15 protein-coding genes are annotated in these 23,642 nt (G+C 70.4%); 10 read left to right on the plus strand and 5 right to left on the minus strand.

Annotated features, from left to right (window positions below; translation table 11 throughout):
• Nucleotides 1-83: 83 nt before the first annotated feature.
• From QY917_RS13155 to QY917_RS13165, 3 genes are all read left to right on the plus strand, one after another.
• Nucleotides 84-941, plus strand: coding sequence for a DUF6502 family protein (locus tag QY917_RS13155; RefSeq protein WP_123675516.1), 858 nt, complete (start codon nucleotides 84-86; stop codon nucleotides 939-941).
• A 20-nt stretch (nucleotides 942-961) separates the two neighbouring features.
• Nucleotides 962-2,218, plus strand: coding sequence for a DUF5666 domain-containing protein (locus QY917_RS13160; protein ID WP_302077252.1), 1,257 nt, complete (start codon nucleotides 962-964; stop codon nucleotides 2,216-2,218).
• A 74-nt stretch (nucleotides 2,219-2,292) separates the two neighbouring features.
• Nucleotides 2,293-4,002, plus strand: coding sequence for an MFS transporter (locus QY917_RS13165; RefSeq protein ID WP_123675513.1), 1,710 nt, complete (start codon nucleotides 2,293-2,295; stop codon nucleotides 4,000-4,002).
• A 108-nt stretch (nucleotides 4,003-4,110) separates the two neighbouring features.
• Here the strand turns inward: QY917_RS13165 and QY917_RS13170 are convergent, their stop codons facing one another.
• On the minus strand, nucleotides 4,111-5,319 hold the full coding sequence (locus QY917_RS13170; RefSeq protein WP_162844526.1) for a murein transglycosylase A: 1,209 nt from the start codon (nucleotides 5,317-5,319) through the stop codon (nucleotides 4,111-4,113).
• Here QY917_RS13170 and QY917_RS13175 point away from each other — a divergent pair.
• Nucleotides 5,252-5,401, plus strand: a complete 150-nt coding sequence (locus QY917_RS13175) for a hypothetical protein (RefSeq protein WP_162844525.1) — start codon at nucleotides 5,252-5,254, stop codon at nucleotides 5,399-5,401. The two genes, QY917_RS13170 and QY917_RS13175, sit on opposite strands and share 68 nt — an antisense overlap.
• 190 nt (nucleotides 5,402-5,591) lie before the next feature.
• Nucleotides 5,592-6,242, plus strand: a complete 651-nt coding sequence (locus QY917_RS13180) for an OmpA family protein (RefSeq protein ID WP_011807097.1) — start codon at nucleotides 5,592-5,594, stop codon at nucleotides 6,240-6,242.
• A 90-nt stretch (nucleotides 6,243-6,332) separates the two neighbouring features.
• Here QY917_RS13180 and QY917_RS13185 read toward each other — a convergent pair whose 3' ends face one another.
• Genes QY917_RS13185 through QY917_RS13200 form a run of 4 tightly spaced genes read right to left on the minus strand, consistent with a single transcriptional unit; the run spans nucleotide 6,333 to nucleotide 14,063 of the window.
• A complete protein-coding gene (locus QY917_RS13185) occupies nucleotides 6,333-6,983 on the minus strand; it encodes a response regulator transcription factor (RefSeq protein WP_123675511.1) in 651 nt (216 codons plus the stop codon).
• Nucleotides 6,983-9,133 (minus strand): nitrogen regulation protein NR(II), encoded by a 2,151-nt coding sequence (locus QY917_RS13190; RefSeq protein ID WP_302077258.1) that lies wholly within the window; start codon nucleotides 9,131-9,133, stop codon nucleotides 6,983-6,985. Before QY917_RS13190 ends, QY917_RS13185 begins: the two co-directional genes overlap by 1 nt.
• A complete protein-coding gene (locus QY917_RS13195; RefSeq protein ID WP_123675510.1) occupies nucleotides 9,133-9,948 on the minus strand; it encodes a carbon-nitrogen hydrolase family protein in 816 nt (271 codons plus the stop codon). Before QY917_RS13195 ends, QY917_RS13190 begins: the two co-directional genes overlap by 1 nt.
• Nucleotides 9,945-14,063, minus strand: coding sequence for a YhdP family protein (locus QY917_RS13200; protein ID WP_123675509.1), 4,119 nt, complete (start codon nucleotides 14,061-14,063; stop codon nucleotides 9,945-9,947). Before QY917_RS13200 ends, QY917_RS13195 begins: the two co-directional genes overlap by 4 nt.
• 122 nt (nucleotides 14,064-14,185) lie before the next feature.
• Here QY917_RS13200 and glnE point away from each other — a divergent pair, with 122 nt between their 5' ends.
• From glnE to QY917_RS13225, 5 genes are all read left to right on the plus strand, one after another.
• On the plus strand, nucleotides 14,186-16,924 hold the full coding sequence (gene glnE, locus QY917_RS13205; RefSeq protein WP_123675508.1) for a bifunctional [glutamate--ammonia ligase]-adenylyl-L-tyrosine phosphorylase/[glutamate--ammonia-ligase] adenylyltransferase: 2,739 nt from the start codon (nucleotides 14,186-14,188) through the stop codon (nucleotides 16,922-16,924).
• 158 nt (nucleotides 16,925-17,082) lie between these two features.
• Nucleotides 17,083-17,850: a CerR family C-terminal domain-containing protein gene (locus QY917_RS13210; RefSeq protein ID WP_123675507.1), complete on the plus strand. Its 768-nt coding sequence runs from the start codon at nucleotides 17,083-17,085 to the stop codon at nucleotides 17,848-17,850.
• Entirely contained in the window at nucleotides 17,847-19,301 is a 1,455-nt protein-coding gene (locus QY917_RS13215) for an efflux transporter outer membrane subunit (RefSeq protein ID WP_088888086.1), read from the plus strand. Before QY917_RS13210 ends, QY917_RS13215 begins: the two co-directional genes overlap by 4 nt.
• A 16-nt stretch (nucleotides 19,302-19,317) precedes the next feature.
• Nucleotides 19,318-20,490 (plus strand): efflux RND transporter periplasmic adaptor subunit, encoded by a 1,173-nt coding sequence (locus QY917_RS13220; RefSeq protein WP_088888085.1) that lies wholly within the window; start codon nucleotides 19,318-19,320, stop codon nucleotides 20,488-20,490.
• A gap of 9 nt (nucleotides 20,491-20,499) precedes the next feature.
• Nucleotides 20,500-23,595, plus strand: a complete 3,096-nt coding sequence (locus QY917_RS13225; protein WP_123675506.1) for an efflux RND transporter permease subunit — start codon at nucleotides 20,500-20,502, stop codon at nucleotides 23,593-23,595.
• Nucleotides 23,596-23,642: the final 47 nt, after the last annotated feature.

Consider the following 23,642-nt stretch of genomic DNA (forward strand, 5'->3'; position numbering starts at 1 on the left):
TGGCACACTCGCATTTTTTAGGCACCGCTGGCTGCATAAGCAGTCACACTTGAGCGACGAGCCTCTCGCCCTTTCACCTTCCCATGCAAGACCGCCTGAAATGGACGCAGTCCGCGCTGGTACGAATCCTTCGCCCCGCGGTCAGGCTGGCGTTGGCGATGGGACTGAAGCACGCCCAACTCGAAGAAATCCTGAGGGACCTGCTGCTGGAGGAAGCGCGCCATCTCTGGCGCAGCCAAGGCATTCCCGACCCCAACCTGAGCCAGATCTCGGTCACCACCGGTCTCAATCGCAAGGACGTGACCGCCAGAGTGCGCCAAGTACGCGACCCTTTGCCTGCCACCGAAGGGTCGTCGGCCGCCAAGGCTTTCACGGCCTGGTTGCAGCTTGCCGCCGAGGAGCCCAGCCGGCGCCGCCTTCCTATTGTGGACACCGGCCATGGCCCCTCCTTTGAACTGGTGGCGCGTCTCGCCACCCGCGGCGATGTGCACCACAGAACCCTGCTGGAGGAGCTTCAGCGCCTGAATCTGGTCAGGGGGCTGACGGGCGACGGCGAAGGCGAGGTGGAACTGGTGGGCGACGGTTTCATCCCGGCCACCAGCCTGCGGGACATGCTGGCCTTCACCGGGGACAATGTGCGGGACCATCTGCTGGCCGCCGTCAGCAATACCTTGGGACAGCAGCCCCGGATGCTGGAACGCTCCGTCTATGCCTCGGGCTTGACCGTGTCGGAGTGCGAACGCATCCACCAGATGGCACGGGAACATTGGGATTCCGTGCATTACCGCCTGGTACGGGAAATGACCCAAGCCCATGCCTCTGCGGCAGGCATGGGAACGGCACGCATGCGCGTAGGGGTGTATGTCTACCATGAGGACGAGCCGCCGGACCTGAAACCGACCACCCGTGCAGGCTCTGCAAAGCGCAGGAAAAAAACATGAGGACTGGGATATACGCGCTGATGACCACGCTGGGGCTGGTGCTCGGAGCCTGTGGAGGCGGCGACGGCGTGGGCTCGGGCGGCACCGGCATCGCCATGTCTTCCGTGGCCATTGGCAGCGTCGACAGCCTCGGCGAATCACCCAGCGGGTCGTACATGGTTGTGAACGGCGTGCGCTTCGATATCAGCCACGCCCAGGTGGAAGTGGAAGGCGTCTCGCAGGAAGACGCCGATGGTCAGCAAAGCCTGAAGAGCGGCCAGAGCACCCTGAAACCTGGCATGACCGTGCAAGTGAACGGCACCCTCGATACCGGATTCAGCACGGGTACGGCCGCGCACGTACTGTCGATACCGGAGCTACGGGGGGCGGTGGATGCCGTGGACGCGGCGCTGGGGCGCATCGAGGTAATGGGTGCGCGGGTATATGTCGATGACGAGACCGTGCTCGACGGACTGTCCGGCTTGGCCGCCTTGCAAGTCGGCCAGATCGTGCAGGTACATGCGTTGCCCACCAGCAGTGGGCTGATGCGCGCGACCCGGCTGCAGCTGACCACCGCCACGCTCCCCTCGGTACAGCCCGTGCTGTGGGGCAGCGTGCAGGCCCTCGATACGGTGGCCCGCCGGTTCCAGTTGGGCAGGATGCAGATCCAGTATGCGCAGGCTGCCTTTTTGAATGGTCTGGAGGCCGGCATGCTGGACAACGGCATGCCGCTGTATGTGCATGCAGCCCAGGCCCCGGCCGGCAACGTGCTCGCGGCCCGCGTGCTGCGGCCAGCGCACAGCCTCTCACGCCAGGCAGACGCGCCCGTCGTGCTGGAAGGTGTGGTGACGAACTTCGCCTCTGCACAATCCTTTGCGCTGCAAGGCACGGATATCGATGCCTCGGGCGCGCAAATAACCGGGGGGCGGGCTGATGACATCCGCAACGGCGCAACGCTGGAAGTGGCGGGCCGGATGTCTGCCAACGGCGTGCTGGTCGCGCAGCGGATACGCGTGCGGCAGAGGGCCGTAGTTGACCCTCCATCCGCGTTGCCTCCTCCCGCAAACACCAACGGGAACGGGAATGCCGGAGGCAATGGCAACGGGAATGCCGGAGGCAATGGCAACGGAAATGCCGGAGGCAATGGCAACGGAAATGCCGGAGGCAATGGCAACGGGAATGCCGGAGGCAATGGCAACGGGAATGCCGGAGGCAATGGCAACGGGAATGCCGGAGGCAACGGCAATGGGAACGCCGGAGGCAACGGCAACGGCAACGGCAATTCCAACAGAGGCTGAACACCGTTTCGCACCCGCCGAGATTGCGGCCCCGGCGCAGCAAGCGCGCCGCATTCCCGTCACAATGGCCACACATGCCGCCCCAGCCCCTCCATGACAGCGGACCGCTGAGTTCACCACCCACACCGCCAGGCCCCGACGCGGCCTCCGCCGCCGCCCACACCGCCGAGGCCGCCGCCACAGCCGAGTTGCAGCACAGCGCGGCGCAGCGTGCGCCGCAGTCGCCCTTCGCGCCGCTGTCGGTGCCGGTGTTCCGCATGCTGTGGCTCACCTGGCTGGCGGCCAACACCTGCATGTGGATGAACGACGTGGCCACGGCCTGGCTGATGACCACGCTGACCGATTCGCCTGCCCTGGTGGCGCTGGTGCAGACGGCCTCGACGCTGCCCGTGTTCCTGCTGGGCTTGCCCAGCGGCGCGCTGGCCGACATCCTGGACCGGCGGCGCTATTTCATGGTCACGCAGTTCTGGGTGGCGGCCGTGGCGGTGGTGCTGTGCGTGGCCATCCTCTGGGGTGGGCTCAACCCCTACCTGCTGCTGGCGCTGACCTTCGCCAACGGCATCGGGCTGGCGATGCGCTGGCCGGTGTTTGCGGCCATCGTGCCGGAGCTGGTGAACCGCCAACAGTTGCCCGCGGCGCTGGCGCTCAATGGCGTGGCCATGAACGCCTCGCGCATCATTGGCCCGCTGGTGGCCGGCGCCATCATCGCCAGCGCGGGCAGCGCCTGGGTGTTCGTGCTGAATGCCGTGCTGTCGCTGGTGGCGGGGTTCACCATCATGCGCTGGCGGCGCCAGCCCATGCCCAACCCGCTGGGGCGCGAGCGCCTGACCAGTGCCATGCGCGTGGGTCTGCAGTTCGTGCGCGAGTCGCCCCCGATGCGCGCCGTGCTGTGGCGCATCTCGATCTTCTTCCTGCATGCCACGGCGCTGCTGGCGCTGCTGCCGTTGGTGGCGCGCGACCTGCAGGGCGGCGGCGCAGGCACCTTCACGCTGCTGCTGGCCTCCATGGGCGCGGGTGCCGTGAGCGCTGCCATGTTCCTGCCGCGCCTGCGCCAGATGATGTCGCTGGACCAGCTGGTGGCGCGCGGCACGCTGCTGCAGGCGCTGGCCACGGCCGTGGTCGCCATTGCGCCCAACGTGTACGTGGCGGTGCCGGCCATGCTGGTGGGCGGGGCGGCGTGGATCACCACCGCCAATTCGCTCACGGTGGCCGCACAGCTGGCGCTGCCCAACTGGGTGCGCGCGCGCGGCATGTCCATCTACCAGATGTCCATCATGGGCGCCACGGCCGTGGGCGCGGCGCTGTGGGGGCAGGTCGCCGCACTCTCCAGCGTGCACATGAGCCTGGCATTGGCGGCACTCACCGGGGTGCTGGTGATGGCGCTGGTACAGCGCCTGGTGAGCAACCGCCATGGCGAGGAGGACCTGAGCGCCTCGCGCGCCTTCCAGGTACCGCGGGCCGACAGCCCGCCCGCCGCCGGCCTGCGGCTGGTGGTCAGCATCGAATACTTCATCAACCCCGCGCGGGCGGCAGAATTCCGCGCCGTGATGCAGGAAAGCCGCCGCGCGCGCCTGCGCCAGGGCGCCTTGAGCTGGGAGCTGCAGCACGACATCGCCGACCCGCGCCGCTACGTGGAGCGCGTGGTGGACGAATCCTGGACGGAACACCTGCGGCGCTTTGACCGCGTCACCGCCTCCGACGTGGCGCTGCGCGACCGGCGCTTTGCCTTCCACGTGGGCGACGCGCCGCCCGTGGTGTCGCGCTACGTGGTCGAGGGCGAATGAATCACTACCATATTGATAGCTTTCAGCGCTTGCCTTACGGTCATTTCAGCATTAATTTGTATTAAAAGCACCATAGATCAAGCGCGAGCAGCTTCCAAATCAATAGCACTACCGCGGCCACAACGCCCACAGGCGTAGGCCCTGCTTCAGGCGCCCGGCAATCTCGCCCGCCTCGGGGCCCCAGCCGGTGAAGTAATCCGCGCGCACCGCGCCCAGGATGGCGCTGCCCGTGTCCTGCGCCAGCACCAGGCGCGACAACTGCGCCGTAGGGCCGCTGGAGGCCAGCCACACCGGCGTGCCGTAGGGGATGCTCTGGCGGTCCACGGCGATCGAGCGCCCCGGCGTGAGCGGCACGCCCTGCGCGCCCTTGGGCCCGAAGGCGGCGTCCAGCGCGTCCAGCGGCTCCTCGCGAAAGAACACGTAGCGCGGGTTGGACCACAGCATCTCGTTCACGCGCTGCGGATTGGCCCGCACCCAGGCGGTGATGCCGGGCCAGGTGGCGTCGCGCACCAGGCCCTGGTCCAGCAGCCACTTGCCCACGCTCTTGTACGGCTGGTCGTTGGTGCCCGCGAAGGCCAGGCGCACCAGGCGCACGCTGCCGTCCGCCTCCTGCACGCGCAGCCGGCCCGAGCCCTGGATGTGCAGCACCATGGCTTCCACCGGGTCGCGCACCCAGGCGATGGCGCGGCCGGCCAGGGCGGCCTGGGCCTGCGGCAGGGTGTCGATCTGCTGGCGCGTGTACCAGGGCTTGCGCGCCGCCAGATCGGCCGGGGGTGCATACAAAGGCACGCTGAAGCCGTTGCCCGGTTGGCGCGCGGCGTCCAGATAGGGCTCAAAGTAGCCCGTGAGCAGGCCGTCGGCCGCTCCGTCCAGCGACTCGACGCGGTAGGGCTGCAGGCGCTGCATCATCCAGCCGCGCTGCTCCTCGGGCGACGCGATGCTCAGGCGGCGCACATCGCCGCACAGCGGCGCGAACGCCGGCGCGGGGCGCTCGCAGCTGCGCAGCCAGGCGTTCCAGGCCTCGTGCAGCGCATCGCCCTCAAACCCCGGCAACTCGCCCCAGCCCACCGGCACCCAGCGGCTCTTGGACTGCGTGAGCGTGCCCGGCACAGGCACCGGTACAGTGGGCGCGGCGGGCGGCTGCACGGACGGCACGCTGGGCGTCACGGGCGCCGGAGGACGGGTGGAGCACGCGGCCAGCGTTCCTACAATCAGCGCCGATACCACCAGGCGCAGGAGACGAAGATTCATGGGGCTGATTTTGCTTGAAGCATTGCTTGCACTGGTGCTCCTCGTGGGCATTGTCTGGTGGACCATGTTCAGCGGCCGCAAGGGCGGCGAGCCGCCAGCGGCCCCCAGCGAGCCCCCCTCGCGGGACGACGCCCCGCCGCACGACTGAGGTCTTTCGCGGGGTCTGACTTGGCATCTGCGCGGCCCATCGAATGCAGGCCGATCGGCCTCAAGCCGCGCACGCGCGTTGCGCCGCGTCCTACAGACGAGGCACCGCTGGATTGCTACGCTGCTCGCACTGGCCCAGCCGCCCGCTGGAGGGCTGCGAGCCGACCGAGCAACAACAAAGGAGTTCTCTCATGCGCAAACCTCTCCTCATCGGCAGTCTCGCGGTGGTCATGCTGGCCACGGGCTGTGCCAACATGACCGACACCCAGCGCCGCACCGCCACCGGCGCCGGCGTGGGTGCACTGGGCGGCGCAGCCATCGGCGCCATGACGGGCGGTCATGCGGCGCAGGGCGCCGTGATCGGCGCGGGCGTGGGCGCCCTGGGCACCTACATCTGGTCCCAGCACATGGAGCGCCAAAAGCAGGACATGCAGGCTGCCACCCAGGGCACCGGTGTGACGGTGACGCAGACGCCGGACAACCAGCTCAAGCTGGACATCCCGAGCGATATCTCGTTCGCCACCAACCGTTCGGACATCCAGCCCAACTTCCGCCCCATTCTGGACCGCTTTGCCGAGGGCCTGCGCAACAATCCGAACACCGAGGTACGCATCGTCGGCCACACCGACTCCACCGGCAGCGATGCGATCAACAACCCGCTGTCGCTGGACCGCGCCGAGAGCACGCGCAACTACCTTACGGCGCGTGGCGTGAACGGCAACCGCATCCACGTGGAAGGCCGTGGCTCGCGTGAACCTGTGGCCTCCAACGACACCTCCGACGGGCGCGCCCGCAACCGCCGCGTGGAGATCTATGTGGGTGAGCGCCAGGGCCGCGGCTGATCTGCAACAGGCCGTCGGCGCGGCAATCCTGCCCGCGCCGACGATGTGAAGACGAAGACGACGCGCGCCCGCAAGGGCCCGCGTCTTTTTTTACGCCGGTGGCGCGGCGCGCAGCAGGTTGGCAAGCTCCACCGCCGACTTGACCTGCATCTTGTCGAACACGCGCGCGCGGTGCACCTCCACCGTGCGCACGCTGATGTCGAGCTGATCGGCGATGAGCTTGTTGGGCAGGCCTTCGACCACCAACCGCATCACATCGCGCTCGCGGTCGGTCAGGTCGGCCAGCCGGTCCTGCAGTTCGTGGCACGCGCGGCAGGCCTCGATGTGCCGGGCCGACAGCTCCAGCGCTGCTTGAATGCGGTCCACGAGCTGATTGTCGGAAAACGGCTTCTCGCAGAAGTCGAACGCGCCGCGCTTGACCGTGGCCACGGCGGTGGGCACGTCGGCGTGGCCCGTGAGGAAGATCACCGGCATGCCCGCGGTGTCGCCGCGCTCCACCATCTTGTCGAACAGCGCCAGGCCGCTCATGCCGCCCGGCATGCGCACGTCCAGGAGCAGGCAGCAGGGCTGGCGCTGCATGAGGCCGCTGGCGGTGCGCTCGGCCAGCATGGTCTCGAACGCTTCGGCGCTGGCGAACGCCTCGCTGAGCACACGGCGCGAGCGCAGCAGCCAAGCCAGCGCCTCGCGCACCTCGGCGTCGTCGTCCACGATGTACACAGTGGCGTTGGAGGCGGGTTCCATCAGGGGTCGGCTTTCTGAAATGCGGGCAGGGTGAAAGTGAATTCCGTACCACGCGGCTCACGCGCCGCATGGTCCAGAAAGCCCCCATGCTGCTCCACCACGGTGCGGCACAGGCTCAGCCCCAGGCCCATGCCCTCGACGCGCGTGGTGTAGAACGGCGTGAACAGGCGCTCGGCCACATCCTCCGGAATGCCCATGCCCATGTCGGCCACCGAGAACTCCAGCCAGCTGTTGGACGCATTGGAGGCCGCGCGCCGCACCCGCAGGTCGAGGATGCGCGGATGGATCTGCGGGTCGTCCATGGACTGCATGGCGTTGCGCGTGAGGTTCAACAGCACCTGCTCGACCATGGTGCGGTCGCACAGCGCGGGCGGCAGGCCGTCCTCGATCGACAGCACCACGCGCACGCCCAGCTTGCGCGCCTGCAGCCGGATGATGGGCAGCACCGCATCGAACAGGTCCTGCGCGGTGACCGGCTCGCGGGTCTGGTCGCGGCGCCGCACGAAGTCGTGCACGCTCTTGATCACGCGGCCCGCGCGCTCGGCCTGCGCTGCAATGCGCTGCACGCCCACGCGCACGTCCTGCAGGTCCTGGGGCGACGGTAACTCGGCGCCCGGCGCCGGCTCCAGCAGGTTGAGCGAGCCGTTGGCATAGCTGGAGATGGCCGCCAGCGGCTGGTTCAGTTCATGGCTCAACAGCGATGCCATCTCCCCTACCGTGGCCAGGCGTGCCGTGGCCTGCAGGCGCTCCTGCGAGGTGCGCGACAGCTCCTCCACGCGCCGCTGCTCGCTCACGTCGAGAAACGAGCCCATCCACCCCGTGTGCAGGCCCTGTGCGTTGATCAACGGCGCTTCGTAGATCATGACGGGAAAGCGCGTGCCGTCCCTGCGCATGAAGGTGGATTCGTACCCTTCGCGCGGCGGGTCGAGCCGGCCCGACATGCGCACCACCTGCCGCTCCGCATATTCCTGCGCATGCTCGGGCGGCCAGTAGGGCAGCGGCGACGTCTGGCCCACCAGCTCGGAAGCGGGAAAGCCCACCATGTCGCAGAACGCCGGGTTCACATAGGTGATGCGGCCGTTGAGGTCGCGCGCACGCAGCCCCGTGACCAGCGAGTCCTCCATCGCCTTGCGAAAAGCCAGCGCGTCGCCCAGGTCGCGCTCGGCGCGCAGGCGGCGCCGGTTGTCGCGCACCAGCACCACCAGCACCGACACCAGCGCGATCGACATGGCCGTGACCAGGGCCGTGAGGACGTTGGGAAACACGCTGGGCGCGGCGTGCCAGCCGTCCATGCGCAGCACCAGGGTGTTGCCCGGCAGGTCGAACAGCTGCTGCGCCGTGAACATGCGCGAGCCGCGGCGCAGCGCGCCCACCAGCGCCAGCCGCGTGCCGTCGGCCTCGGTGAACGAAACCTCCTGCGTGCGCTGCAGGCTGGGCGCCACCAAATCCTGCAGCACGGTCTGCAACGCGTAGGTGGCCACCAGGAAGCCGCGCACGCGTCCGTCCTGGATCAACGGCAGGCAGACCTCCATCATCTCGGCGCCCATGCCGTCGGGCAGGGGCTGGAAATAGCTGCTGGAGTACGACGGGCCGGTGATGCGCCGCGCGTTGGTACAGGCCAGCATGGTCTCCGAATGCGTGCCGCTGCGCGTGGTGGCGTCCCACGGCAGGGGGCGATAGGGCGACTCCGCATGTGCGCGCAGCAGCAACTGCGTGTCCCGCCATTCGATGCGCACCAGCTCGCGGCGCGTGCTCAGCAGCTCGGCCGCGCGCGCCTCCCACGCGGCCAGATCGGGGTCGCCCGCCTGCAGCGCCTGCAGGTTCTGCAGGTTGTGCGCGAAGGCGTTGCGGATGTCGGCCACGGCGTCGGCAGTGTCGCGTTCCAGGCGGCTTTGCACCTGGCTGGCCTCGTAGCGGCCAGCCAGCCATACCTGGGTAACCAGCATGCCCGCCACCAGCGCCACCAGCAGCGTCCACAGGGACCAGCGCCGCCACGCACCCACCCAGCGGCGCCACCGGCGGGGTACCTTGTCCTGGGGCCCGTCTTCAGGCGCCGAAGGGGGCAGCAGCGACTGCGGGCCCTGCTGCCGGCCCGCAGCACCTCTGTCCCGTCCGCCCGCCGATCCGCCGTGCTCCACGGTGCCGCCCATCAGAGCACGCAATGCTCAAGCGCCGGCAGCTGGCGGCGTACCTGGCGCAGATGCGCCGCATCCAGCGTACCCAGGACCACGCCCGCGCCCTCGGGCTGCTGGGCCAGCACGCTGCCCCAGGGGTCCACCAGCATGCTGTGGCCCCAGGTGCGCCGGCCGTTCTCGTGCGTTCCGCCCTGCGCCGGCGCCAGCACATAGGCCAGGTTCTCCACGGCGCGCGCACGCAGCAGCACCTCCCAGTGTGCCCGGCCGGTGGTGTAGGTGAAGGCGCTGGGCACCAGCAGCAGGTCGGCACCCGCGCGCGCGTGCTGGCGGTACAGCTCGGGGAAGCGCAGGTCGTAGCACACCGACAACCCCACGCGCCACACGTTGCCATCCCGCGCCGGCAGGGCAAAGCGCACGCTCTCGCGCCCCGCCTGGATCACGCGCGCCTCATCGAAGCATTCAGTGCCGTTGTCGAAGCGGAACAGGTGGATCTTGTCGTAACGCGCCACGCAGTCCCCGGCGGGCGAGAACACCAGCGTGGTGTTGTGCACGCGCTCTTCGCTGTCGCACACCAGCGGCAGCGTGCCGCCCACCACCCACAGGCCCAGCTCGCGCGCCGCTTGCGCCAGAAACCGCTGGACAACGCCGTCGCCCATGGTTTCGCGCAGCGCCAGCTTGTCCGCATCGGCCAAGCCCATGGCGCAAAAATACTCGGGCAGCACCGCCAGCTCCGCGCCCGCCTGCGCCGCCTGCTCCAGCAGATCGCGCGCCTGCGCCAAGTTGGCCTGCAGCGCGACGCCCGAGACCATTTGCAAGGCTGCGACTTTCATGGTTTGTCTCCTGATGCCGGTGGAACGGTAGGGCTCGCTGCGCCTTCCGGCGCAGCGCTCTTGCGGCGCTGGATGCGCTCCACACGCGGTTCTGACCAGGTGCCGTCGATGCGGAATTCCTGCGTGGCGGCCTGGATCAGCGGGCCGCGCAGGAAAACCTGCGCGAGGAAACTGCCCAGGCCGATAACGGGGTTGATCGCCGTGGCCACGAGGGAAGCCGTCATGGCGTTGATTTCGGGCACGACCACCACGTGCAGGTCCTGCGTCTCGCGTTCGATGTCGGCGCTGCCTTCCATGAGCACGGCGGCATTCACGCCCTTCATCTGCAGATTGTTGGTGGTGGCCACACCGTTTTCGATGCGCATGTCGCCACGCACGAAGTCGAATGCGAAGCCTTCGCTGAACACGTCGCGGAAGTCCAGCGCGAAGCGCCGCGGCAGGGATTGCAGGCTCAACACGCTCAGCAGCTTGGCCAGTCCCGGGTCGGCCTGGAGGAACTGGCCTGCCTCCACGTTCACGTTCATCTGGCCGCTCATGGTGCGGTAGTCGGGTGACAACGGCGAGCCCAGCCAACCCACCTGGCCCCCGATGCGTCCCTTGCCGTGGCGCACCACGCCGTCCATGCCAAAGCGTGCCAGCAAGGCGCCGGAATCGCGGATGTCCAGCTCGAAATCCATCACCGTGCGCCGTTGCGCCTGCGCCCCGCTGCCCACCAGCGCCCAGTGGCCCTGCGAGGTCAGCACGGCCTCGGGGGCGGTCAGATTGAACTTGGAAAGGCGCCACTCGCGCTGGCCGCCCTCCGTGCCGCGGTTGCGCGCCTCGATCTCGATGCGCCCCAGGCGCCGTCCGCGCAACTCGAAATCCTCCACCACGATGTCCAGCGCCGGCAGCGTGCCCGGTTCGCGCGCATCGAGCAGCGCGTTGACCTGCGTCTCGGCCATCTGCGGAATGGCCAGCCGCGCCAGCCGGGCGTGCAGCAGCCCCTGGGCCGCATCGGCACGCGGCGCGGACGCGCCGGCAGGGCGGTACTCCAGGTACCCGTCCAGCTCATCGGCATCCACGTTGGCACGCCACACGGCGCCCTGCCGCGACGCGCCCACCACCACGTCGTGCAGCGTGCGCCCATGCAGCGTGAGCGTGGCAGCGCGCACGGCCAGGCTGGTGGGCAGGTAATGGGTGGTCAGCGCCTCTCCGGAGGGCACGGGTGCCGGTACTACTGCCTGTGCCTGTGCCGACGGTGCCGAGGGCTCCTGCAACAGCGCCGTCCACGCATCCACGTCCAGCGCACCCAACACGGCGTGTGCCGCGACACCCTGGGCGGGAGGCGCGGGCATCTGCGCCGGCGGCACGCCGATGGCGAGCGCGCCGCGCAGCACGCGCGCCTGCGGCCCGTCCAGTGCGCGCAGGTAGTTGAGCCTGCCCACGTCGCCCAACTCCAGCGTCAATTCGTCCTGCAAGGGCGCGGTACCCGAGGCTGCGGCCTCGGGCGTCAAGCGGTTCTCGAAGCGCACGGGCAACGGGGCCTGCGCTGCCTTGCCCAGCGGCGCGGGCGCCGTCAGCGAAAGACCGACGAGGTCGCTGGCCACCTGCAGTTCGGCCACTCCCCGCCGCACCCCCACGGCCACCGTGTAGGCGGCGCTGCCACTGGCGCCGCGCACCAGCCGCGACACCAGGCCCAGCTGCTGCGCCTCGCGCAGACCCTGGGCGGTGGCTGTGCCGCGCGCACGCACGCGCACCGAGGACTCTCCAACCCCCGCCGGCGCCGCATTCATGCCGCCTTCCAGCCGTACCTCGCCCCCCAGGGCGCGTCCCTGCACGTCGACCAGCGTGAAACCGCTCTGGCTGAACTGCACCACGCCCCGGGCCGCGCTCACCAGGGGCGCCTCGGGCACAAAGTGCACGTCGTTGCCCGCCAGGGTGACGCTGCCGCGCACGGTGGACTGGTTGATACGGCTGATGGGCAGCGTCAGGCCCAGCTGCAGTTCGGCCACGCCGGTGGCGGCGGCCCGGTCCAGCGCCCCCTGCGTAAGCCGGGAGATGGGCGAGGCGCTCACCAGCGCCAGCATGTCGGGCAGCGGGCCGCGCACGTCGGCCCCGACCACCACTTCAGTGTGCTGCAGGTCCGCGATCTTCGCGTTCACTTTCTGCACCCGCAGCGCGGGATACCCGGCAAAGCGCCCCGTGGCGTTGCGCACTTCCATGCCCGCGCGGTCGAAAACCAGCTCCCCCGACAGCGCCGTGAGAGCCGGCCAGGGCCGGTCGCCCGCGTGCAACAGCGCCGGTGGCACGTAGCCGTACGTCACGTCCTTGACACGCGCTGCGATGTGGAATTCGCCCTCGCGCGGAACATGGCCATAGGGAAAGCCGTGCAGATCGCCCTTCACGCGGAACTGCACCTGGCTGGCGGTCCCCGCAAGGATGGCGTCGCGCACATAGTGCCGCGACTCCGCTGGCACGGTGAGCGGCAGGTAGCGATGCACGCGCGTGCCATCGGCCCGCGACAGCGTGCCCGAAAGGTCCAACACCCCCGGAAAGCGCGCGCGCGCAGGCGACGCCGCAGGGTCGCCCGTGTGCCAGCTCAGCCGCGCCTCGCCTTGGGCGTCCGCATTGGCAAAGCGCAGCTGGCTGGTCTGGACCGCGATGCGCTCGCCCTCGATCTGCCAGCGCACCCCCGCTTCCAGCCGCTGCACGGGCACTACGGGCTCTTCAAACACGCCAGGCAGGCGCAGCGTCCCGTCGGCCATGGCCAACTCGGCCTGCCCACCCGCCTGGGTGAGATCGAAAGACACCTGCGCACCACTGAGGCCGGCGACGGTGGGCACGGCGTCATCCGCCGCCAGCGCCAATCCTGCGACCTTGCCGCGAACCTGGTACTTCTGCGGCTGCGCCAGCGGCCCTTGCCATTCGGCCTGCAACTGCTCCACCAGGCCGCGCGGCGCATAGTCGCGCACCGCTCCGTGCACGGTGTCGCCCAGGGGCAGCCGGCTCGCGATCTGCGCCAGGGCGGCCAGGTCCAGCCGGTCGGCCTGCAGTTCGCCACGCTCTCGGCCTGCCTGGCCCTGTCCGCTGTGGCGCAGCGCCAGATTGCCGCCGGGCCAGCGCAGGCCATCGTCGGCCACGAACTGCAGATTCTGGGTGGACAGCTCAAAGCCGTCGTCCAGCCAGCGACCGCCCACCCGCCCCGTCACCGTGCGCAGCGCCAGTGGGCGCAGGTTCTTGCCCAGGGTAGCGTTGACCTCGTCGAGTGCCATGTCCACCGTGCCGCCGCCGATCTGGCCGCGCTGCACATCCACCCACGCGCGCACGGCGCCCCGGCCCTGCGCGACCTGCAGCCCCTCCAGATCGGCGTGCCGGTGCAGGCGCGACACGTCCACGCGCGGGAAGTGGGCGAACAGCTCGCCGCTCCAGCGCTGCCAGTCGCCGCTGTGCGTGGACAGCAACGGCTGGCGGAACTGGCCGCGCAAGGTAAAGGGTGCGCCCCATTCGGCGGGTGGCGTGGCGTCCAGGCGCACCTGGTGGCGGCGCGCGCTGTTGCGCAGCACCACGCTCACCTCGGTGAGCGCCAGCGGCTCGGCGCTACGCAGCTCGTCGGTCCAGCGCAGCGTGCCGCCGCGAATCGCCACCTCGGCCTGGGAGAACAGCCAGTCGGCCGCCGCACTGTCGCCCTCGGCGCTGTCGCGGAAGGCCAAGCCCGCGATGACGATGCGCCCGTCGCGCTCGCGGCGCATGTCCAGCTCGGGGCCTTCGATATAGATCTGCTCGAACCCAAAGCGCAGCAGCGAGCGCGGCGACAGCGCCACCACCACGCGCGGCAGGCGCAGCGCCTCGCGCCCCTGGGCGTCCAGGAAGGCCACGTCCTTCAGCTCCACCGAGGGGATCAGCCCTTCGCTGCGCGCGCTGATGGAATGGATGCGCACAGGTACCCCCAGTGCGCGTTGGGCCTGCTGTTCCAGCTGCGGACGGAAGTCGCCGATACGCGGCACAATCCAGCCATGCAGCCCCCCCCAGGCGGCCGCCAGCAGCAACCAGAAGGTCACCAAGGCGACCAATCCCCATCGCGCACAGCCCGCCACGAGTTTGAGAAGGCGGGAGGGATGGGGAGGAGACTCTGTCATGGCGGGCGAAACGATGGCAGGAATTATGACCCGCACATCCCCTGAGGGTTCAGCACCCCACGGTGTCGTTATGTACGGCCGCGCCCCGGCGTGGCCCGCGAGCGCACCGAGCAGCCCTTGCCATGCAGATGCCTTCGACTGATCCCGTGACCGCCGGCAGCCCGCCGTCGGAATACTCGCGCTTTCACCAGCGCCTGCACCGCCGTTACCAGGCCGAGCTGGCGCTGCTGCCCCCGGGCGTGCCCACCCGCGAGACCATGGCCCAGGCCTGCGACGCCCTGCTGGCGCGCGGCCACGACCTGGGCGCGGCGCTGCGCATCCTGCGCCAACTGGTGATGGAGCGGCTGATCACACTGGATTGCGACCAGGCCGCGCCGCTGTCCGACATCACCCTGGCCGTGACCCGGCTGGCCGAGTTGGCACTGGACCGCGCCTGCCGGCACGCCCGCGCCGAGCTGGACGCGCGCCACGGCGCGCCGCTGGGGCCCCAGGGCCAGCCCGTGCAGCTGTGGATCGTGGGCATGGGCAAGCTCGGCGCGCGCGAGCTGAACGTCTCCAGCGACATCGACCTGATCTACGTCTACGAACACGAGGGCGAAACCGCCGGCCAGCCCGACGGGCGCGGCAAGCTCTCCAACCACGAATACTTTGCCCGGGCGGTCAAGGCCATCTACAGCCTGGTGGGCGACACCACCGAGCACGGATTCGTGTTCCGCGTGGACCTGGCCCTGCGCCCGCACGGCAACTCGGGGCCACCGGCCGTGTCGCTGGCGTCGCTGGAGGAATACCTGCTGGTGCATGGCCGCGAATGGGAACGCTTTGCCTGGCTCAAGAGCCGCGTGGTGGCGCCGCTGGACTGCCTGGGCATGCCGAACGTGCAGGCGCTGCGCGGCGTGGTGCTGCCCTTCGTCTTCCGCCGCTACCTGGACTACAGCGTGTTCGACGCACTGCGTTCGCTGCACCGCCAGATCCGCGACCATGCCGCCAAGCGCAGCGCCGGCCACCCCGAGCGCGCCAACGACGTGAAGCTTTCGCGCGGCGGCATCCGCGAGATCGAGTTCACGGTACAGCTGCTGCAGGTGGTGCGCGGCGGCCAGTTCCCCGAACTGCGCTGCCGTCCCACGCTGGAGGCCCTGGAACGCCTGGCGCGCGCCGGCCTCATGCCGCAGGAGACGGCCGAGCAGCTGGCGGCCGCCTATACCTTCCTGCGCCGCGTGGAGCACCGCATCCAGTACCTGGACGACCAGCAGACCCATGTGCTGCCCACGCGCGACGATGATCTGGCCTGGATCGCACGCACCCTGGGCCTGAACTGCTGCGACTTCCTGCGCGCGCTGGACGCGCACCGCGAACTGGTGGCCCAGGAGTTCGACATCCTGCTCGGCGGCACGGGCCACAAGCAATGCAGCAATGGCGGATGCGGCGGCCCGCGCGCCGCAGCGGCTGCGTCGCCCGCCCCCGACCTGGAGGCGCTGCTGGAGCAACTGCCCGCCAAGGTGCGCGAGCGCGTGGCCGAGTGGCGCACCCATCCGCGCGTGCAGGGCCTGCGCGATGAGGCGCGCGCACGGCTGTTTCGCATCGTGCAACGCACCGGGCGCTGGCTGGCCGAGGGCCAGGTCAACGAGGACGCCGCCGTGCGCCTGGTGGGCTGGCTGGAGCCACTGCTGCGCCGCGAGAGCTACCTGGCGCTGCTGCTGGAGCGCCCCTCGGTGCACGAGCATCTGCTGCACCTGCTGGGCGCCGCCAGGTGGCCCGCGCGCTACATGCTGCAGCACCCCGGGGTGATCGACGAGCTGGCGGGCGACGCCCTGCTGTCCGAGCGCTTCGTGCCCGCCGACTTCGAACGCGAACTGGGGCTGCGCCTGGCCGCGCTGCAGTCCACGGGCGAGGACGACGACGAGAACCTGCTCGACCTGCTGCGCCGCGCCCACCATGCCGAGACCTTCCGCACGCTGGCGCGCGACGTGGAGCGGCGCATCACCGTGGAGCAGGTGGCGGACGACCTGTCCGCGCTGGCCGACAGCGTGCTGCGCGTCACGGCCGAGTGGTGCTGGGGCCGGCTGCGCAACCGCCACCGTGAGCAGCCGCAGTTCGCCGTCATTGGCTACGGCAAGCTGGGGGGCAAGGAACTGGGCTACGGCAGCGACCTGGACATCGTCTTCGTGTTCGACGACGACGACGAGCGTGCCCCCGAGGTCTACGCCGCCTTCGTGCGCAAGCTCATCAACTGGCTCACCGTGAAGACCGGCGAGGGCGACCTGTTCGAGATCGACACCGCCCTGCGGCCCAACGGCAATTCGGGCCTGCTGGTGACCAGCTTCCAGGCCTATGCCGACTACCAGCAGCAGCGCGGCAGCAACACCGCCTGGACCTGGGAGCACCAGGCCATGACACGCGCGCGTTTCGTGATGGGCAGCGAAGGCCTGCACGCGCGCTTCGACGCCGTGCGCCAGGCCGTGATCACCGCGCCGCGGGATGCCGCCGCGCTGCGCAGCGAGATCGTCGCCATGCGCGAGCGCGTGCGCAGCGCCCACCCGGCGCCGGCGGACCAGTTCGACGTGAAGCACAGCCCCGGCGGCATGGTGGATGCCGAGTTCGCCGTGCAGTACCTGGTGCTGGCGCACTCCGCGGCGCACCCCGAGCTGCAGGGCAACGTGGGCAACATCGCGCTGCTGCAGCGCGCCGAGGCCGCCGGCCTGTTGCCTGCGGGCGTGGGCCGCGCCGCCGCCGACGCCTACCGCACGCTGCGCCACGTGCAGCACCGCGCGCGGCTCAACGAAGAGCCCACCCGCGTGCCGCCCGAGACGCTGGCCGCCGAGCAAGGCGCCGTGCGCGCGCTGTGGCGCGCCGTGTTCGGCTGAGTGGACTACGGCAGTTAGCTATATTTTTCATAGCTATTAGCGCTTATCCATAAAGCGCTAGAGGCACTTTTGATACATGGGATTTCCATTCGTGCGCAGATGTAGCGCCCCGTAAAAATCAAACAAACGTTTGATTCATCGTGGTCTAATGCGCCGCGATGACGACGTCTGCCCCCCTCTCGCCCCCCCGCCCCGGCGCCACCGGTGACAGCCCGCCGCCGGCGCGCACCCGGCTGCTGATGGCGGCGCTCAAGCTGTTTTCCGAACAGGGGTACGCCAAGACCTCGATCCGCGCGATCGCCGCCGAGGCCCAGGTCAACGTGGCCTCGGTGAGCTACTACTTCGGCGACAAGGCCGCGCTGTACGCGGCGCTGTTTTCCGCGCCCTTCGGCTCGCTGCAATCGCTGGTGCCCGACTTCATGCGCCCCGGCCTGTCCCTGCGCGCCGCGCTGCACTGCTTCTACCAGGGCGCGCTGGGGCCGCTGCACGACGGCGAGATGGCACGCCAGGTGGTGCGGCTGCACATCCGTGAAATGCTGGAGCCCACGGCGCAGTGGCAGATCGAGCTGGAAAAAGACGTGCGCGCACCCAACGAGGCCATGGCCGCGCTGCTGTGCCGGCACCTGGGGCTACCGCAGGCCGACGACGACCTGCACCGCCTCACGCTCACCGTCACCGGACTGGCCTTTCAGCTGTGGAGCCACCAGGAAGTGGTGTGCGCCATGCAGCCACAGCTGCTCGCATCCCCGGCGGCCGTGGACCAGTGGGCGGAACGCCTGGCCGACTACGCCATGGCCATGGTGGCCACCGAGCGGCGCCGGCGTACGCGCGCTCAGCCTGTCCGCCCTTCTACTCCAGCCTCGCCCTCCCCTTCGACCTCTTCCACCCCCCGCCGGCGCACCGCCCGCAGGTCTACCGCACCATGAAGCGCCCCGTCCTCCAGCGCCTTGCGCTTTCCACCCTGCCCCTGGCACTGGCCGCCTGCGCCGTGCAACGCCCGCCCGCGGCCGTGCAGGCGCCCGCGCCCGCCGCCTGGCACGCACCGCTGCCCCACCAAGGCAGCGTGGCCGATCTGGCCGACTGGTGGCAGCGCCACAGCGACCCGCTGCTGGGCGCGCTGATCGTGGACGCACAGGCCCTCAGTCCCACGGTGGCCGAGGCCGGCGCCCGTCTGGCACAGGCCCGCGCGCAGCAGACGGCCGCACGCGCGGCACTGCTGCCCAGCCTGGACGCGCAGGCCAGCGCCAGCCGCGGCTTCAACGAGCAGGTGCGCGGCGTGGCCACCACCGCGCAGGCGGGGCTGCAGGCCGGCTGGGAGATCGACCTGTTCGGCCGCAACGCCGCCGTGGCGGACGCCGCGCGCGAGCGCCTGGCCGGTGCGCAGGCGCAGTGGCACGAGGCCCGCGTTTCCGTGGCGGCCGAGACGGCTCTGCAGTACAGCAATTGGCACCACTGCGCGCGCCAGTTGCAGGTGGCGCAGGCCGACGCGCGCTCGCGCGGCGAGACGGCCCGCCTCACGCGCGAGAGCGAACGCGCCGGCTTCACCGCCCCCGCCACTGCCGCGCTGGCCACGGCCAGCCAGGCCGACAGCGCGGTGCGCGCCGAGCAGCAGCGCCTGCAGTGCGAGGTGATCGTCAAGACACTGGTGGCCCTCACCGGGCGCGACGAGCCCCTGCTGCGCACGCAGCTGGCTGCCGCGCCGCCGCTGCACCCGCCCGAGCAGCTGTTCAGCATCGACGGTCTGCCCGCGCAGACGCTGGCGCAGCGGCCCGACGTGTACGCCGCCGAGCGCGAGGTGGCGGCCGCCAGTGCCGAGGTGGGCGACGCCCAGGCGCAGCGCTACCCGCGCCTCACGCTCAGCGGCACCATTGGCCGCGGGTTGGTGCGCACCGCGGGGGTGCAAGCCACCAGCAACACCTGGTCCATCGGCCCGCTGGCCGTCACGCTGCCGCTGTTCGACGGCGGTCGCCGCGCCGCGCAGGTGGATGCCGCCCGTGCGCGCTACGACAGCGCCGCGCAGGCCTACCGCGCGCAGGTGCGCCAGGCCGTGAGCGAGGTGGAGCAGGCCCTGGCGCGGCTGGACAGCACCGCGCGCCGCAGCACCGACGCCCGGCGCGCCGCCGAGGACTACCGCCGCTCCTTCACCGCCACGCAGGAGCGCTGGCGCGCTGGCCTGGCGAGCCTGGTGGAACTGGAGGACGCCCGCCGCACCGCCCTCGCCTCGGACACCGCCGTGGTCGCGCTGGAGCAAGAGCGCATGGCCGCCTGGGTGGCGCTGTACCGCGCGGCCGGCGGCGGCTGGACGCCCGAGGCCGACGCGCCGGCGGCCCAGACCTCCACGCAGGCGGCCACCACCCCCCCTTCTTCTTCGCACTAAATCCTTTTCGACCGCCATGCCGCGCCTGACACCGACCCGCACCCTGATCGCCCTGGCTTTGCTGGGGCTTGCCGCGACCACCGCCGTCCTGCTGGGCAGCGGCCCCACCCATGCCGAGGACTCCGCACAGGCCGAGGGGCCGCGCCCCGCCCTCACCGTGGCCACCACCCAGCCGCAGCGCGGCAACGTGACCCAGCGGCTGCCGGCCAACGGCAACGTGGCCGCGTGGCAGGAGGCCAGCATTGGCGCCGAGGTGAGCGGCCTGCGGCTGACCGACGTGCGCGTGAACGTGGGCGACACGGTGCGCGCCGGCCAGGTGCTGGCCACCTTCGCGCCCGAGACCATCGAGGCCGACGTGGCCCAGGCCCGCGCCAGCCTGCTGGAGGCCCGCGCCGCCCAGGCCGAGGCGCAGGCCAACGCCGACCGCGCCAACACCCTGAGCGCCTCGGGTGCACTGAGCCAGCAGCAGATCCAGCAATACGCCACCGGCGCGCAGACCGCGCAGGCTCGCGTGGCGGCGGCACAGGCGGCGCTCAACGCCCAGCAGCTGCGCCTGAAACACACCCAGGTATTGGCGCCCGACAGTGGCGTGATCTCCGCGCGCACGGCCACCGTGGGCGCGGTGGTGGGTGCAGGCACCGAGCTGTTTCGCATGGTGCGCAAGGGCCGGCTGGAGTGGCGCGCGGAGGTCACCTCCAGCGAGTTGCCCCGCATCCGTCCCGGTGCCAAGGCGGTGGTGACGGCCGCCAGCGGCGCGCAGGTGGAAGGCACGGTGCGCATGCTGGCCCCGACGGTGGACCCGCAGACGCGCAATGCGCTGGTGTACGTGGACCTGCCGGCGCACCCCGAGATAAGGGCGGGCATGTTCGCGCGCGGCGAGTTCCTGCTGGGCGAGCGCGACGCGCTGCTGGTACCCCTGTCGGCCGTGGTGGTGCGCGACGGCTTCTCGCACGTGTTCGAGGTAGGCACGGACTCGCGCGTGGCCATGCACCGCGTGCAGACCGGTGCGCGCAGCGGCGAGCGCGTGGCCATCACCTCGGGCCTGGCGCCCCAGGCGCGCATCGTGGCGCGCGGCGGCGCCTTCCTGAACGACGGCGACCTGGTGCGCGTGCAGGCTGCGCCTGCCGCAGATTCAGCACCAAAAGAGGCTGCAGCGCCCGTCCCTCAAGCGCAAGCAGCTAGCAAATAAGGAGCGACCATGAACCTCTCCGCCTGGTCGATCCGCAACCCCATCCCGGCGGCCATGCTGTTCGTGCTGCTCACGCTGGCCGGACTGCTGGCCTTCCGGTCCATGAAGGTGCAGAACTTTCCCGACATGGACCTGCCCGTGGTCATGGTCACGGCCTCCCTGCCCGGCGCGGCGCCGGGGCAGCTGGAGAGCGACGTGGCGCGCAAGATCGAGAACGCCATCGCCACCACCCAGGGGCTCAAGCACATCACCTCCACGCTGACCGACGGCACAGCCACCATCGCGGCCGAGTTCCAGCTCGAAAAACCCGTGCAGGAGGCGGTGGACGACGTGCGCTCGGCCGTCTCGCGCGTGCGCTCCGATCTGCCCGCGGACCTGCGCGACCCCATCATCACCAAGCTGGAACTGTCCAGCCAGCCCATCCTGGCGTTCGCCATCGCCTCGAACCAGCTGGACGACGAGGCGCTGTCCTGGTTCGTGGACGACACCCTCACGCGCCGGCTGCTGGCCGTGCCCGGCGTGGGCGCGGTCAACCGCGTGGGCGGCGTGGCGCGCGAGGTGCGCGTGGCGCTGGACCCGCTCAAGCTGCAGGCGCTGGGCGCCACCGCGGCCGAAGTCTCGCGCCAGCTGCGCCAGGTGCAGGTGGAAAGCGCTGGCGGCCGCGCCGAGCTGGGCGGGGCCGAGCAGCCGCTACGCACGCTGGCCACGGTGCAGACGGCGCAGGAGATCGCGGCGCTGGAGATCGCGTTGTCCGGCGGCCGCCATGTCCGCCTGGACCAGGTGGCCACCGTGACCGACACCGTGGCCGAGCCACGCACCGCCGCGCTGCTGGGCGACAAACCGGTCATCGGCTTCGAGGTCTCGCGCAGCCGCGGCGCCAGCGAGGTGGAGGTGGGCGCGGGCGTGCAGCGCGCGCTGGACCAGTTGATGGCCGAGCACCCGCACCTGCAGCTCACGCGCACGGTGGATTTCGTGGACATCGCGCAGGACGAGTACGACAGCTCGATGAAGCTGCTGTACGAGGGCGCCATCCTCGCGGTGGTGGTGGTGTGGCTGTTCCTGCGCGACTGGCGCGCCACCATCGTGTCCGCCGTGGCGCTGCCGCTGTCGGTGATACCCGCCTTCATCGGCATGCACCTGCTGGGCTTTTCCATCAACATCATCACGCTGCTGGCGCTGTCACTGGTGGTGGGCATCCTGGTGGACGATGCCATCGTGGAGGTGGAGAACATCGTGCGCCACCTGCGCATGGGCAAGACGCCGTACCAGGCGGCCATGGAGGCAGCCGACGAGATCGGCCTGGCCGTGATCGCCACCACCTTCACGCTGATCGCCGTGTTCCTGCCCACTGCGTTCATGAGCGGCATTGCCGGGCGGTTCTTCAAGCAGTTCGGCTGGACGGCGGCGCTGGCGGTGTTCGCCTCGCTGGTCGTGGCGCGCCTGCTCACGCCGATGATGGCCGCCTACATCATGAAGCCCATGGTGGACCACGAGAAGGAGCCGCGCTGGCTGGCCGCGTACATGCGTGCCTCGCACTGGTGCCTGAAGCATCGCGTCCTCACGCTGCTGGGCGCGCTGCTGTTCTTCGTCGGTTCCCTGGCGCTGATCCCGCTACTGCCCTCGGGTTTCATCCCGGCGGACGACAACGCCCAGACCCAGGTCACGCTGGAGCTGCCGCCCGGCGCGAAGCTGGCCGACACGCGCGCCGTGGTGGCCCTGGCCACCGAGCGCGCCATGGGCGTGGGCCATGTGGAGAGCATCTACACCACGATCGGCGGGGGCTCGGCCGGGGCCGACCCGTTCGCCGGCGCGGGCGCGGGCGACCCGCGCAAGGCCACGCTCACGCTGCGCATGACGCCGCGGGGCGAGCGCCCGCGCAAGCAGGAGATCGAGCAGCGCCTGCGCGCCGCCATGCAAGAGCTGCCCGGCGTGCGCGTGAAGGTGGGCCTGGGCGGCTCCAACGACAAGTACATCCTGGCGCTGGCCAGCGAAGACCCGCAGGCGCTCGCGGCCGCCGCCCGCGCGGTGGAGCGGGACATCCGCACCATCGCGGGCATCGGCGGCGTGAGCTCCACGGCCAGCCTGGTGCGCCCGGAGATCGCCGTGCGCCCCGACTTCGCCCGCGCCGCCGACCTGGGGGTCACCAGCAGCGCCATCGCCGAGACGCTGCGCGTGGCCACCGTGGGCGACTACGACCAGTACCTGCCCAAGCTCAACCTGGCGCAGCGGCAGGTGCCCATCGTCGTGCGCCTGGAGGATGCTGCGCGCGAAGACCTGTCGGTGCTGGAGCGCCTCACGGTGCCCGGCGCGCACGGCCCGGTGCGCCTGGGCGAGGTGGCCGAGCTGTCGCTGGCCGGCGGCCCCGCGGTCATCAGCCGCTACGACCGCTCGCGCAACGTGAACTTCGAGATCGAGTTGGGCGAGCGCGGCCTGGGCGAGGTGACCGAGGCCGTGCGCCAGCTGCCCGCAGTACGGGGCCTGCCTGCCAGCGTGCGCCTGATCGACGTGGGCGACGCCGAGATGATGGGTGAGCTGTTCGCCAGCTTCGGCCTGGCCATGCTCACCGGCGTGGTGTGCATCTATATCGTGCTGGTGCTGCTGTTCAAGGACTTCCTGCAGCCGGTCACCATCCTCGCGGCGCTGCCGCTGTCGCTGGGCGGGGCGTTCGTGGCGCTGCTGCTGGCCGGCAAGAGCTTCTCCATGCCGTCGCTCATCGGGCTCATCATGCTCATGGGCATCGCCACGAAGAACTCCATCCTGCTCGTGGAATACGCCATCGTGGCGCGGCGCCACGGCATGAGCCGCATGGACGCGCTGCTGGACGCCTGCCACAAGCGCGCGCGCCCCATCATCATGACCACGCTGGCCATGGGCGCCGGCATGATGCCCATTGCCCTGGCGCTGGGCGGCGCGGACATGAGCTTCCGCTCCCCCATGGCCGTGGCCGTGATCGGCGGCCTCATCACCTCCACGGTGCTCAGCCTGCTGGTGGTGCCGGCGGTGTTCACCTATGTGGACGACTTCGAGCAATGGCTGCGCCACCGGGTACTGCGTCGTCCCCATGCGCGCGAGGCGCAGGCAGGCGAGGCCCGGGCACCCAGCTAGGGTCTAGCGTGTTTTAGGGCTCCAGCGCTTTTACAGCAAGCGCTGGA

Origin of the sequence: Diaphorobacter sp. C33 (assembly GCF_030503915.1) — a bacterium.
Classification (GTDB): Bacteria; Pseudomonadota; Gammaproteobacteria; order Burkholderiales; family Burkholderiaceae_C; genus Diaphorobacter; species Diaphorobacter nitroreducens.

Coding starts and splice junctions, on each gene's coding strand:
- QY917_RS13225 (WP_123675506.1), top strand. CDS start 20,500: ATGAACCTCTCCGCCTGGTCGATCCGCAACCCCATCCCGGCGGCCATG.
- QY917_RS13155 (WP_123675516.1), top strand. CDS start 84: ATGCAAGACCGCCTGAAATGGACGCAGTCCGCGCTGGTACGAATCCTT.
- QY917_RS13170 (WP_162844526.1), bottom strand. CDS start 5,319: ATGGTCCACCAGACAATGCCCACGAGGAGCACCAGTGCAAGCAATGCT.
- QY917_RS13210 (WP_123675507.1), top strand. CDS start 17,083: ATGACGACGTCTGCCCCCCTCTCGCCCCCCCGCCCCGGCGCCACCGGT.
- QY917_RS13195 (WP_123675510.1), bottom strand. CDS start 9,948: ATGAAAGTCGCAGCCTTGCAAATGGTCTCGGGCGTCGCGCTGCAGGCC.
- QY917_RS13185 (WP_123675511.1), bottom strand. CDS start 6,983: ATGGAACCCGCCTCCAACGCCACTGTGTACATCGTGGACGACGACGCC.
- QY917_RS13190 (WP_302077258.1), bottom strand. CDS start 9,133: ATGGGCGGCACCGTGGAGCACGGCGGATCGGCGGGCGGACGGGACAGA.
- QY917_RS13200 (WP_123675509.1), bottom strand. CDS start 14,063: ATGACAGAGTCTCCTCCCCATCCCTCCCGCCTTCTCAAACTCGTGGCG.
- QY917_RS13180 (WP_011807097.1), top strand. CDS start 5,592: ATGCGCAAACCTCTCCTCATCGGCAGTCTCGCGGTGGTCATGCTGGCC.
- glnE (WP_123675508.1), top strand. CDS start 14,186: ATGCAGATGCCTTCGACTGATCCCGTGACCGCCGGCAGCCCGCCGTCG.
- QY917_RS13160 (WP_302077252.1), top strand. CDS start 962: ATGACCACGCTGGGGCTGGTGCTCGGAGCCTGTGGAGGCGGCGACGGC.
- QY917_RS13220 (WP_088888085.1), top strand. CDS start 19,318: ATGCCGCGCCTGACACCGACCCGCACCCTGATCGCCCTGGCTTTGCTG.
- QY917_RS13215 (WP_088888086.1), top strand. CDS start 17,847: ATGAAGCGCCCCGTCCTCCAGCGCCTTGCGCTTTCCACCCTGCCCCTG.
- QY917_RS13175 (WP_162844525.1), top strand. CDS start 5,252: ATGGGGCTGATTTTGCTTGAAGCATTGCTTGCACTGGTGCTCCTCGTG.
- QY917_RS13165 (WP_123675513.1), top strand. CDS start 2,293: ATGCCGCCCCAGCCCCTCCATGACAGCGGACCGCTGAGTTCACCACCC.